Origin of the sequence: Lapidilactobacillus concavus DSM 17758, from assembly GCF_001435835.1 — a bacterium.
Classification (GTDB): domain Bacteria; phylum Bacillota; class Bacilli; order Lactobacillales; family Lactobacillaceae; genus Lapidilactobacillus; species Lapidilactobacillus concavus.
On sequence record NZ_AZFX01000095.1, the window covers coordinates 13,926 to 27,705 of the forward strand.

Genomic DNA, 13,780 nt, shown 5'->3' on the forward strand with positions numbered 1-13,780 from the left:
TACGGCGAAATCTTAATGATGACTTTCATTTTGCGACGAAAATAAGAATTATTTTTGAAGAAGACTAAATGCCTTATAATCAGCAATGTAAACGATTATATTTGTTGATTGTTGCAGATTAAAACAAAAAAATAAAATTTTTCTTCAAAATCTATTGACATTATTCTCTAATAATCATACAATTTCATCAATTCACCAGAACGATTCATTTCTGGCAAAATAGCTTTCGACATGAAGCGGAGGAATTTTAAATGAAGTGGCAAAAGAAAGGTTTAATGGCAACAATGCTTGTCAGCATCGCACTGTTGGGCGCAGCTTGTGGTAACAAGTCTGCAGCTGATGGTGGTTCGTCTGACAAGGCACCCACAACATATGCATATGTTTACGGTACAGATCCAACAACGTTTGATTACACGGTAACTTCACGTGCAACGAACAGTGCACATACACAGGAATTTATGGAAGGTCTGTTGACTCGTAACAAGTATGGTGAACTCGTACCAGGTGTTGCGAAGTCATGGGACGTTAGCAAAGATGGCTTAACATATACTTATCATTTGCGTTCTGACGACAAATGGACCGACAGCGAAGGCAACGAGCAAGGTACAGTTAAAGCTCAAGACTTCGTGACAGGCTTGAAACATGCCGTTGACGCAAAGTCTGAAACACTCTACGTGGTTCAAGGCAGCATCAAGGGCTTGGATGACTACGTTTCAGGTAAGACGAAGGACTTCAGCAAGGTTGGCGTTAAGGCTGTCGATGATCACACCTTACAATATACCTTGAATGCTCCTGAGACATACTGGAACTCTAAATTGACTTATGGGGTGATGTATCCTGTTAAAGAATCATTCTTGAAGTCAAAAGGTGCTGACTTTGGTAAGCCAGCATCAAACGGCATTCTCTACAATGGTCCTTACTTGTTGTCGAACTTCACAGCTAAGTCTGTCATTGAATACAAGGAAAACCCTAACTACTGGGATAAGAAGAACGTTCACGTTAAGACGGTTAAGTTAACTTACAACGATGGTTCTAACCCAGACGAATTGTACAAGTCATTCATCAAAGGTGACTACACTGCAGCACGTGTTTACCCAACCTCTGCAGATTACAAGAATGTTTTGAAGAAGAGCAAGAACAACATCGTCTGGTCTTCACAAGATGCTTCAACTTATAACTTCACTTTCAACTTGAATCGTGGTTCTTACAATGCAACTTCTAAGAAGACGAGCAAGGAGAAGGAAGATACAAAGAAAGCTGTCTTGAACCGTAACTTCCGTTTAGCCATTCAATTTGCCTTTAACAAGACAACTTACAATGCACAAGCAAATGGTGAAGGCGGTGCAAAGAAGTCATTGCGTAACATGTTGACACCACCAGAATTTGTCTCAGTCGATGGTAAAGAATACGGCGACCAAGTCGAAAAAGATCTTGTTAGTGAAGACTCTGAAGCTTGGAAGGGTGTCAGCTTGGCAAACGCCCAAGATGGTACTTACAACGTTAAAAAAGCCAAGGAATACATGGCTAAGGCAAAGAAAGAATTGGAAGCTGAGGGCGTTTCGTTCCCAATTCACTTAGATTTACCAGCAGACCAAAAAGCTGTTTTGACTTTGAACCAATCGAAGTCATTCAAGAGCACGGTCGAGAAGAACTTAGGCACAAAGAATGTTAAGGTTGATATCCAACTCTTATCAGAAGACAAGTACTTAGTTGCCACTTACCAAGCAACTTCAGGTGAGGCGAGTGACTTTGATATCAGTAACGCTTCTGGTTGGTCACCTGACTATGATGATCCTTCAACTTACTTGGAGATTTACAACCCTGAGACTGGTTCGATGTTACAAACTCTTGGTCTAGATGCTAGCGCAACTGTTCAAGGCGCAGATAAAGGCGCAGCGGCTAAGAAGGCTGTTGGATTTGAAGAGTACGTTTCATTATTAGCTAAGGCTGAAGCAATCAAGACTGACGCAAACGCACGTTACAAGGCATTTGCTAAAGCTGAAGCATGGTTATTAAACAGTGGTATCCAGATCCCTGTTCACTCAGCAGGTGGATCACCTTCTGTAACCAAAGTTGTGCCTTACACATCAGCCTATGCATTATCAGGCTTGGCATCAACTTATAAAGGAATGAAGTTACAAGCTAAACCTGTAACTGTTGCACAAAAAGCTAAGGCAAAGAAGGCGTGGGAAGCTAAGAGAGCAGAAATCGCTGAAAAGGCAGCAAAGGACTAAAACTCGATTGAATCACCGCAGATTCCAATCTATAATCATATAATTAAACGTGAGTTTGCTCCTGTGCTGTTAGGAGGCCACGAAGATCGATTCGTCGATTTTCGTGACCTCTTTTTTTAGTTGTAGACCTAATTATTTACTTTAATTGCTGTTCATAAAAGAACACATCAAAAAAAGAGCTCGTCATTTGGGATGACAAGCTCTTTCGTGAGCTAGCTTTAGGGATGGCTAACTGGTTTTACCATCAGCGATATCTTTTCGCAATTTGGTGATGTGATCCAGTACAACTTTGTTTTGATTATTAGCGGCTAGCACCTCAGCAGTATTTAAATTGCTGATCATCAATTCATGCTGGTTTGAACCACTGTCGTAGCTGTTGAACGCAATATTGTAATAAAAGTCTTCAAGTGGTGGAAAGCTGTGATATTGAGTGACGATCCCGATGGCTTCGTTAATGAGTTCATTGCTGCGAGTAAACTCGCGTTGCCGAGAATAGAAAATGCTGATGTTGTTAAATATTCTAACTATTTTACCGATAGATTCCGAGCTTAAATCTGAGTGTTCACGGCGAAATGAGCGGACATGATCTAGCGACAGGTTAAAATAATATTCAGCCTTCTGAGTGTCTTCCTGCATGGCATAACAGACGCCCAGCGAGTTGTATGCCAGAATTGTGAAGAGGGAATCTGTAGCCATGCTGGTAATCGTTAATACTTTGTTGAAGTAAAAAAGGGCATCATCAAACTGATTCTTGCCTAATAAGTAATAATTTCCCCAATCAAAATTAAACTCGGCCAATAAATCTTGATCGATTTGTAAATCAGATTCGTTTAGGGTGCTCAAGATATCTATTGTTTTAAGTGGTTCGTTAACAAAGAATAGATGCTCAACTTTTGAGAGTTGTTGGGAAAGCTTTTTAACTTTTTGCGGCATCGTATTTTGTTGATCAAATTCACTCAGCACGTCGTTTACCGTTAAATTTACTCGCAAGCATAATTGAGCGAGGACTAGTACGTCAGGTGGTTCATTACTGCTTTCAAGTTTACTAATGGTCGCTTGAGAACAGATGCCGTCGGCTAATTCTTTCTGGGTGAGCTGCATCTTTTTTCGTGCGTCATATATTTTTGATCCTAAAAACACTCTAATCATCCTCGAAAATTGACATTAAACTTCTCAGTTGCTACCCGTGTCGAGCAGAACTTTTATCGTCTTGGCCGGCGTTCGCCGTGCGATGCCGTTAGAATTTAGTGCTGCGAACAGAAGACTCGCTGATAGGATATTACCATATCAATAAGTAAAAGCGAGAAAGTTAGCACGTGTTTTAGCTGAGAATATTATGAGATATATTTAAAAATAAATATATAAATACTTTAGTTTTGATATTTTGATGCTATAATATTGACTAATAAGCTAATTAACCCGTATTTTTGAGATAATCAGTTCACATCACCGGCTGAAGACATCGAATGGTCGCGATGCTGAATTTGTAGAGATACAGCGATTTGTTACTTGATTATTAAAACTTCTTTTGAAAATTGGTTTAAGATGAGCTTCTTCTCAAAATAAAATCAGGTTGCTGAGATTGAGCATCGCATTTTTACTTTGGCTGGTTAATGACGATAGGATTGGGGTCTGGATTATGGATAGAATCAAAAAGTATCTAAGTTTGAACCAAATTATTCACGCTTATCTATTACCACTGACGGGATTTATTATTCTGATCGATTATTTCTTCTTATTTAGAGATCATTTCCATGTGCTTCAATATGACTCACTGGATGTTTATGCCAGGGCTAAGCTCAATATCGAAGAATATGGGGCAATGCGACTTTCTGGCAATCTCACTCGGATTAATGATCCGTTGACACGCAATCTCTTGATTATCGGCATTGTGGTTGGCTTGGTCGTCTTTATTCATAGTTGTTTCATCAAGCGCCCAGCATTTATTGCGCTCTTATTTATTTTTGGGTGTGCGCTGCCATTTCTGTCATCAATGTCGGATAGTGTTGGCGGCGGGTCAAATGTGATCAGCCGTGTATTGATTGGAATTTTGATGTTGATTACAGCGACTGGTTGCTATTTTTATTTCATTACCATCTCGGGCGACACTAGTGGCGTCAAGTAATGGGCTGACTTTACGAAGATGGTCGTGAATCACAAATAAACCTACCGTGAAATTGTGCTCAGTTGTGGTTTTTATCTTTAGTATTGTCGTGAAACATCCGGCGTTTCCTGCACTCTTATTCATTTTCGGGTTTGCGTTGCCATTCTTTTCACCTGTCAAAGATGACTTTGGTGGTGGCAATATTACTCTTCGGATTTTCATTGGGATACTCGCCTTGTTCGGCGCAACATTAAGCTATTATTACTTCATCACGAAGACGGCCTATTAAAGGCGTCATTGACTGCTGATGGTACGATAGCATGACGACCGCAAGGAATGTTTGTCGCTCATGAATTTCTAATAAAAAAGTTTTGCCACTGAAATCCATCTTCATAAATCATCAAATGTTCATGGAAACACCATCAATTCGTAATTTTTTTAAATTCATGGTACACTTTGATAGATTAACGATGACAACGCTTAAAAACGGCAATTATCCAAAAATAATTGCCGAAAAGTGTTGACATCAAACTCTAATAATTGTACTATTTTATCAATTTCTAAAAACGTTTGCGGTGATTCGTTTGATGAGAGAAAAAGATTATAGGTTGGAGGCTTTTTATCTATGAAGTGGCAAAAGAAAGGATTACTGACTGCAATGTTAGTCAGTGTTGCTTTACTTGGTGCTGCCTGCGGGAATAAATCAGGCTCAACAAGTGGCGACAAAGCAAGTACGGAGTATTCTTATGTTTATGCAACAGATCCCGATACGTTCGATTACACGGTAACTTCGCGTTCAACGAACAGTGATCACCTTGAGAACTTCGTCGAAGGTTTACTCACACGTAATAAGTATGGTGAACTCGTCGGCGGTGTCGCAAAGTCATGGGATGTTAGCAAAGATGGTTTGACTTACACTTATCACTTACGTCAGAACGATAAGTGGACCGACAGTGAAGGCAACGAGCAAGGCACTGTTAAGGCTCAAGACTTCGTTACTGGTTTGAAGCATGCCGTTGACGCAAAGTCTGCAACACTCTACGTTGTTCAAGGCAGCATCAAGGGCTTGGATGACTACGTTTCAGGTAAGACGAAGGACTTCAGCAAGGTCGGAATCAAAGCAATCGATGATCATACATTACAATACACATTAAATAAGCCTGAAACTTATTGGAATTCTAAGTTGACTTATGGGGTGATGTATCCTGTTAAAGCTTCGTTCTTGAAGTCAGAAGGTAAGAACTTTGGTAAGGCTGCAACAAACAGCATCCTTTACAATGGTCCTTACATCTTATCTAACTTCACAGCTAAGTCTGTGATTCAGTACAAGGCTAACCCTAACTACTGGGATAAGAAGAACGTTCACGTTAAGACCGTTAAGTTAACTTACAACGATGGTTCTAACCCAGACGGCTTGTACAAGTCATTCATGAAGGGTGATTTCACGGGTTCACGTGTTTACCCTACAAGTGCCGACTACAAGAATGTTTTGAAGCAAAGCAAAGACAACATTATCTGGTCAACACAAAACTCATCTGTCTTTAACTTCACTTGGAACTTGAATCGTGGTTCTTACAATGCAACTTCTAAGAAGACGAACAAGGAAAAAGCTGACACGAAGAAAGCAGTCTTGAACCGTAACTTCCGTTTAGCCGTTCAATTTGCCTTCAACAAGTCATCTTACAATGCACAAGCAAATGGTGAAGCAGGTGCAAGTAAGTCATTACGTAATGAAATGACACCACCTGATTTCGTTTCTATCGATGGTCAGAACTACAGCAAGCAAGTTGAAAAAGACTTAGTTTCTCTAGATCCTGATGCATGGAAGAACATTAACTTAGACGATGCACAAGATGGTACCTACAATGTTGCCAAAGCTAAGGAATACATGGCTAAGGCTAAGAAAGAATTACAAGCCGAAGGTGTTTCATTCCCAATTCACTTAGATTTACCAGCAGATCAAAAATCAGTTTTGACTTTGAATCAATCGAAGTCATTCAAGAGCACGGTTGAGAAGAACTTGGGTACTGACTTTGTCAAAGTTAATATTCAACTCTTATCCGAAGATAAATATCTGGTTGCAACTTACCAAGCAACATCTGGTGAAGCTAGTGACTTTGATATTAGTAATGCTTCTGGTTGGACACCTGATTATGATGATCCATCATCATATTTGGAAATCTATAACCCATCAACAGGTTCAATGTTACAAACACTTGGTCTAGATGCTAGCGCAACTGTTCAAGGCACAGATAAGGGTGCCGCAGCTAAGAAAGCACTTGACTTTAGTGAATATGAAGATTTGTTGAGTAAGGCCGAAGCGATTACTAGCGACAAGAACGCACGTTATAAGGCATTTGCTAAAGCCGAAGCTTGGTTGTTAAACAGTGGGATTCAAATCCCTGTTAATTCAGCAGGTGGTACACCTTCCGTAACGAAGTCAGTGCCATTCCAGATTCCATATGCACAATCAGGATTAGCTTCAGCTTACAAAGGCATGAAGATCCAAGCTAAGCCAGTGACAACGGCTCAATACCAAAAAGCATTGAAGGCTTGGAAAGCTAAACGCGCAGAAATCGCCAAGGAAGAATCTTCCGAAAATTAATCGTCAATACTGATCAAAGGACTGAAGGCTAGCAGCATTACTAGCCTTTTTTCCGTAAAAAAGGTTATAAATGTAAGAAAAGGTTGCAAATGCAAGATAAGGAGGACAAATGATATGAAAAAGTATTTATTCTTTCGTATAATTCGTTCGCTTGTCAGCATCTTTCTGGTAACAACTTTGACCTACATCATCATTTATTCATTGGTGCCAAGGCGCGATGTGTTCAAGGATGATACGATGGTGCAAAAGTTGAAATCGGAACCTGACAAGTTGACAGATTACGAGAACAACGCCTTTAGCAAAATGAATTACATTGAGTATTTGGACACGAAAACTTTGTTGGCAAAAGCTAGCAAAGATGGTAAAGAAGTGACAGCTGCCCACACAGCAGAGAACAAGAAGTTACTCGAAAGCTGGGCAAAGAAAAACGGGTTCGCACTGAAACGTTATCGTATCAGCAAGGACTACTATGTCACTCGTGAATTGCCAATTTGGGAACGATTAGGTCGTTTCTATGGGAATTTGATCCAAGTTGATAATCCTTGGGCAGTTCATGACCCTAAGAATCCAAATATGAAACGCTATGTCCGTTTCGAAAACGACAAATTAGCTGGTTTTGCTTTGGTGGGATCGGGGACGAAGTTTAAGTACCAGATTTATTTCAATAGTTCATTCCCTTGGATCCATCAGAATATTATTCATATTAATTTAGGAACTTCATATCCAACATTTGCTGGCCTACCGGTTTCTCAAGTTATGGGTAGCCGTCAAGGGCAAACCGTTTCTGAGAAATTCACTTTCCCAAATGGTCGGACTTTAAATACGTCTGACAACATTTATACCCGTCAATATCAACCAACCGCTAATCAAGATGATGATGCGAAGGAGCGTTATGGCGACCATTATACGGCCACCGATCAAATTCAGTCTGACCCATCAATGATCGGAACTTCCTTCAAGGCAGGTTTCTTTGCCTTAATCATTACCTACGTGATCTCAATTCCAATGGCGATCGTGATGGCTCGTTTCAAAGGCCGTTTCTTCGACCGTTTAGGAACTGGTATTGTTACAGTTTTGATCTCCGTACCAAGTTTAGCTTTCATTTACGCCTTTCGTTATGCAGGTAGCGCCTTGTTTGGTCTACCAGATAGTTTCCCAACGTTGGGTGCCGGAAACGTTAATTCTTGGGTCTTACCAACATTCGTCTTAGGTTTCTTGTCTGTCTCCGGTTTGGTCATTTGGTTCCGTCGTTACATGATTGACCAACAATCTTCTGATTACGTGAAGTTTGCAAAGGCTAAGGGACTTGAAGAAGGCGAAATCTACAGTAAGCATATCTTCAAGAATGCGTCGATTCCGATCGTTCAGGGTATCCCTGGTCAGATTATTGGCTTGATTGGTGGGGCGACGATGACTGAAACGATTTTCGCAATGCCTGGTATGGGTAAGATGTTACCTGACTCCATCATTGCGCATAATAACCCGTTAGTTATCTCTATCGTCTTCATCTTCACCACTATCGCTGTCTTCTCAGTTCTGTTAGGCGATATCTTGATGACCATCGTGGATCCTCGAATTAAACTTTCTACGTCAGGAGATGATTAACCGTGGCAGATACAACAAACAACTTAGATCATAGCGATGATTTCACGTTAGTTGAAGTCGACAATCGAATCACCGAAAAAATCGACACCCCTAAGTATTCCTACTGGGGATCTGTCGCAAAGCAATTCTTCTCTAAGAAAGTAACGATTTTCATGTTAATCTTGATCGTTGCCATTCTCTTACTTTCATTTATCCAACCCATGTTTAGTGGCTATAACTTGATGGACGTTGCGAACGTGAACGACTTCAGCGCTCGTTATAACTGGCCAAATGCCGAGTTCTGGTTTGGTACCGATGCTGATGGTAAGTCATTGTTCGATGCCATCTGGGCAGGTGCTCGGACGTCTATTTCAATTGGTTTTATTTCAACAGTGATCACAACGGTTATTGGGGTTACGATCGGTGCAATCTGGGGTAATTCTAAACGAATTGACCGTTTCATGTTGGAACTCTACAACATTGTTTCTAACGTGCCAATGCTGTTGATCATCATCGTCTTGTCATATACTTTTGGTAATGGTTTCTGGAACTTGATCTTTGCCATGACAGTAACGACTTGGTTAGGGACGGCTTACTTCATTCGTGTTCAGGTCATGATCATGCGTGATCGTGAGTATAACATTGCTTCACGGACATTAGGAACACCAACTGGCCGAATGATTACGCGTAATATCTTGCCATACCTGACTTCCGTTATTGTGACGCAGGTTTCGCAGTTATTGCCTTCATTTATCAGTTACGAAGTTTTCTTGTCATTCTTAGGCGTTGGTTTGAGCCCAGACGTGCCTTCGTTAGGTCGTTTGATTTCACAATACTCACCTTATATGACGAGTTATCCTTACTTGTTCTGGTTACCAGTTCTCGTCTTGGCCCTGATTACCGTTTCGCTGTATATTATCGGTCAGAACTTAGCTGATGCTTCAGATCCAAGAACACACATGTAGAAAGGAGAACATTTATGACTGAGACAACAAAGAATATTTTAGATGTTAAAGATCTTTCGGTCGGATTTCAGGTTCGTGGCCGTCAATTAAAAGCCATTCGTAATGTTTCTCTACAACTACATGACCAAGAAACATTGGCAATTGTTGGTGAATCTGGTTCTGGTAAATCAGTGTTGACCAAAACATTTACGGGCATGCTCGAGTCCAATGGTGCGATCACTCATGGCACCATTGATTACGACGGCAAGCGCCTGAGTGACCTTAAGAAAGATAAAGAATGGATCGGAATTCGTGGTAAAGAAATTGCAACGATTTTCCAGGATCCAATGACAAGTTTGGACCCAATTAAGACAATCGGTTCACAGATTGCCGAAGTTGTGGTCAAACATCAGAAAAAGTCAAAGGCGGAAGCTAAAAAAATTGCGATCGACTTGATGGCACGCACGGGTATTCCTAATGCGGCTGCTCGTTACAATGAGTATCCGTTTGAATATTCTGGTGGGATGCGTCAACGTATCGTTATCGCCATTGCCTTGGCTTGCCACCCGAAAGTCTTGATTTGTGACGAACCAACAACCGCTTTGGACGTGACGATCCAAGCGCAAATTCTGGAGCTGATCAAAGAACTTCAGAAAGAATATAAGTTTACGACGATTTTCATTACCCATGACTTAGGTGTTGTGGCTTCGATTGCTGACCGAATTGCTGTGATGTATTCTGGTGAAATTATCGAAGTCGGCACTTGCGATGAAATCTTCTACAATCCACGTCATCCATACACTTGGAGCCTATTGTCCTCCTTACCTCAATTAGCTGCACGTGGTGGCGAATTGTACTCGATTCCAGGGACACCACCGTCTTTGTACAAGGATATTAAAGGGGACGCTTTTGCACCCCGTAACCCTTATGCCATGAAGATCGACTTCGAAGAAGAGCCACCAATGTTCAAGGTGTCAGATACCCACTATGCCAAGACATGGTTACTCGATCCTCGTGCGCCAAAAGTTGATAAGCCAAGCTTGATCCAAGATCTGCATAAGCGTTTCTTGGAGATGCAAGATCAACAGAGCACTATGGACTTTGAAATGGGAGGTGACGCCGTTGTCATCAAATAAAGATGTTTTACTTTCTTTGAAGGATCTGGAAATTTCTTTCGGTGAAGGTAAAAATAAATTTGTTGCCGTCAAAGACGTTAACTTCGATATCTATCGTGGGGAAACATTTGCCTTGGTAGGTGAGTCTGGTTCTGGTAAGACGACGATTGGTCGTTCAATCCTTGGAATCACACCGACAAGCAAGGGTGATATTGTTTTCAACGGGAAGAAAATCAACTCGAATAAGCTCAATGCTGAAGATCGCAAGGAAGTTACACGTAAGATCCAGATGATTTTCCAGGATCCTCAGGCTTCATTGAACGAACGTGCAACCATTGATTATATTATTTCTGAAGGCTTGATCAACTTCCATTTGTTCAAGAATGAGAAGGATCGTCTAGAAAAAGTCACCAACATGATCGAATCTGTTGGGTTGTTGCCCGAACATCTTTATCGTTACCCACATGAATTCTCTGGTGGCCAGCGTCAGCGTATCGGGATCGCCCGTGCATTGATCATGGAACCTGAGTTGATCGTGGCCGACGAGCCGATTTCTGCCTTGGACGTTTCGATTCGTGCCCAAGTCTTGAACCTGTTGAAGAAGTTCCAGCGTGAAGACAACTTAACCTACTTGTTCATTGCACATGATTTGTCTGTTGTTCGTTTCATTTCCGACCGAATCGCCGTTATTCATAACGGTCAAATCTTGGAATTAGCCGAGACGGAAGAATTGTTCACGAACCCATTGCATCCTTACACGAAGGCCTTACTTTCCGCGGTGCCAATTCCTGATCCTGAGTTAGCACGTCAGAAGAAGTTGCTCGTGTATGATATCAATGCCCATCATTATGAGACGGACAAGCCGAAGTTTGTCGAAGTCAAACCTGGACACTTTGTCTGGGCCAATGGCGAAGAAGAGGCTTACTATCATGCCGTACTACAAGAAATGCACAAAAAAGAAGTCGAAAACAATTAATGACTTTAGAAAAAGACCGATGAGAAATCGGTCTTTTTTTGTTGGTGCGAACAGAGATAGCCGGTGCTGAGACAATAGTTGTATCCGCTCACGACTTGTTTATCCAAGAAGCGCGACAGAGAGGCCTATGAGCAAGACTGACTATTGAGCTGGCTCCATGTACCCAAAGAAGCCTGGGATGGGTCAGAGGGGCCACAAAATTGGTTTTGACGTGTTTTCTTGGCCATGTTAACCCTCTTCAATCAATTAGGCCGGTGCACGTTAGCAAATGCCTGGTACACATAGGTGGCGTGGCAAATTTTAGTGAATTGATGTTGAAATTTAATCGATAAAATGTTATTGTACTGGTAAATAAACACGTTGAGAAAACTTTTGGGCTTTATTTCAGAGAAACGATGGTTGGTGAGAATCGTTCGGAAGCCCGTTCCGGTTTTTTAGTGGGCGGTGATGAGCCGCACGGCATGGTCGTTAATCAGTTGAGTGCAGACATACGGGTGCAATGCGTGTGTCTGAAAATGGGTGGTACCGCGAAGTAGTCAATTCGTCCCTTTGGGGATTGGATTGGCTATTTTTTGTGCGCGAGTGTTGCGCACGACAGAATAGAACAATTGATTTTTTGAAAAACGAAAGGAAGATTGCGATGTTAGATTTAAAGTTAATTCGCCAAAAGCCAGATTGGATTAAAGAAAAGTTATCTTCACGGGGTGTCACAGCTGAGCAGATCGATGAATTGCTTGCACTCGATGAACAGCGTCGTGCAAAGATTGTTGAAGATGAGAATCTGAAGAAACAACGCAATGACGTTTCAGAAGCGATTGCCATGGCAAAACGCGCTAAGGAAGATGCTACGGCGCAGATTAAAGCCATGCGTGAAGTTGGTGCGCAGATTAAACAACTGGATCAAGAAGTCCAAGCACTCGATGAAAAAGTAATCTACATTCTCGTCCGCCTTCCCAATATTCCGGATGATTCTGTGCCGGTTGGACCCAATGAAGATTACAACCAAGAAATTCGCAAATGGGCGACACCTCGCCAGTTTGACTTTGAGCCTAAAGCACACTGGGATCTGGGTGAACAATTAGGAATTTTAGACTTCGAACGCGGGACTAAGGTTGCTGGCGCGCGTTTTGTCTATTATAAAGGGCTGGGTGCCAAGCTTGAGCGTGCACTCTACAACTTTATGTTGGATGAACACAGTAAAGAAGGCTATGAAGAAGTCATTCCACCATATTTGGTGAACAACGATGCGATGTTCGGTACGAGCCAATTTCCGAAGTTTACTGAAGATGTTTACACGGTCATCAACGAAGGGGAACCCTTGACGCTGATTCCAACAGCTGAAGTTCCATTGACGAACTATTATAGTCATGAAATCTTGGATGAAGCGCAATTACCCGTTTACTTGACGGCATTAACCCCTTGTTTCCGTTCCGAAGCAGGGAGTGCCGGACGCGACACGCGTGGCTTGATTCGTTTGCATCAATTTAATAAAGTTGAAATGGTTAAATACGTCAAGCCAGAAGACTCTTTTGCTGAATTGGAAAAATTGACAGCGGATGCCGAAGACATTTTGCAAAAGCTTAAGCTGCCATATCATGTTGTGGCGTTAGCTTCAGGCGATGCCAGCTTCTCGTCTGCAAAGACTTATGATCTAGAAGTCTGGATCCCAGCACAAAATACTTATCGTGAAATTTCGAGTTGCTCGAATTGTACTGATTTTCAGGCGCGTCGTGCGCAGATTCGTTACCGCGATGAGAATGGCAAGGTTCAGTTTGTCAATACGCTGAATGGTTCTGGACTCGCAGTTGGTCGTACAGTTGCTGCCATTCTAGAGAACTATCAAAACGAGGATGGCTCTGTTACGATTCCTGATGTTTTGGTTCCTTACATGAACGGCGTCACGAAGATTCCTGCACAGAACAAGTAAACTAATTTAATCAAACGAGATAACAAGTCCGTCGAGACCTGCTATCTCGTTTTTTTAATCACACGATAATTTTTTTGAATTAATAAATCCCAATCTAACCGCCCTGAGAGCCGTTTTTTGAAAATAACTTCAAGAAATTCGATTTTTCCTGTTGACGAATATATGCTGGCTTGGTATTATATTACATGTTGCTGATGACGAAATATTTGTTTCGCCGATCATGCTTTTAAGACAAAGTAGGCCTTTGAAAACTGAACAAAGTTTCGTAATATGCAGGGTTCATGACAAGCA

10 protein-coding genes are annotated in these 13,780 nt (G+C 41.6%); 9 read left to right on the forward strand and 1 reads right to left on the reverse strand.

Translation table 11 applies throughout. The features are described from left to right. Positions 1 to 251 precede the first annotated feature (251 nt). Complete coding sequence (locus FC15_RS08645; protein WP_057825836.1) at positions 252 to 2,234, forward strand: peptide ABC transporter substrate-binding protein; 1,983 nt, start codon at positions 252 to 254, stop codon at positions 2,232 to 2,234. A gap of 228 nt (positions 2,235 to 2,462) precedes the next feature. Here FC15_RS08645 and FC15_RS08650 read toward each other — a convergent pair whose 3' ends face one another. Further along, positions 2,463 to 3,374, reverse strand: coding sequence for a helix-turn-helix transcriptional regulator (locus tag FC15_RS08650; RefSeq protein ID WP_057825838.1), 912 nt, complete (start codon positions 3,372 to 3,374; stop codon positions 2,463 to 2,465). Between the two features lie 499 nt (positions 3,375 to 3,873). Here FC15_RS08650 and FC15_RS08655 point away from each other — a divergent pair, with 499 nt between their 5' ends. The 8 genes from FC15_RS08655 to serS all read left to right on the forward strand — a co-directional run bounded on the left by FC15_RS08655 (position 3,874) and on the right by serS (position 13,489). Beyond that, positions 3,874 to 4,359: a hypothetical protein gene (locus tag FC15_RS08655; protein ID WP_057825840.1), complete on the forward strand. Its 486-nt coding sequence runs from the start codon at positions 3,874 to 3,876 to the stop codon at positions 4,357 to 4,359. A 64-nt stretch (positions 4,360 to 4,423) separates the two neighbouring features. Continuing rightward, complete coding sequence (locus tag FC15_RS08660; protein ID WP_057825841.1) at positions 4,424 to 4,627, forward strand: hypothetical protein; 204 nt, start codon at positions 4,424 to 4,426, stop codon at positions 4,625 to 4,627. 336 nt (positions 4,628 to 4,963) lie between these two features. Continuing rightward, positions 4,964 to 6,943, forward strand: coding sequence for a peptide ABC transporter substrate-binding protein (locus FC15_RS08665; protein ID WP_057825842.1), 1,980 nt, complete (start codon positions 4,964 to 4,966; stop codon positions 6,941 to 6,943). A gap of 114 nt (positions 6,944 to 7,057) precedes the next feature. Further along, entirely contained in the window at positions 7,058 to 8,548 is a 1,491-nt protein-coding gene (locus FC15_RS08670; protein ID WP_057825844.1) for an ABC transporter permease, read from the forward strand. A gap of 68 nt (positions 8,549 to 8,616) precedes the next feature. Continuing rightward, entirely contained in the window at positions 8,617 to 9,492 is an 876-nt protein-coding gene (oppC, locus tag FC15_RS08675) for an oligopeptide ABC transporter permease OppC (protein WP_371861355.1), read from the forward strand. Between the two features lie 14 nt (positions 9,493 to 9,506). Further along, entirely contained in the window at positions 9,507 to 10,607 is a 1,101-nt protein-coding gene (locus tag FC15_RS08680; protein ID WP_057825847.1) for an ABC transporter ATP-binding protein, read from the forward strand. Beyond that, a complete protein-coding gene (locus FC15_RS08685; RefSeq protein ID WP_057825849.1) occupies positions 10,594 to 11,562 on the forward strand; it encodes an ATP-binding cassette domain-containing protein in 969 nt (322 codons plus the stop codon). The genes FC15_RS08680 and FC15_RS08685 overlap by 14 nt, the downstream gene beginning before the upstream one ends. A gap of 640 nt (positions 11,563 to 12,202) precedes the next feature. Further along, positions 12,203 to 13,489, forward strand: coding sequence for a serine--tRNA ligase (gene serS / locus FC15_RS08690; RefSeq protein ID WP_057825851.1), 1,287 nt, complete (start codon positions 12,203 to 12,205; stop codon positions 13,487 to 13,489). Positions 13,490 to 13,780 lie beyond the last annotated feature (291 nt).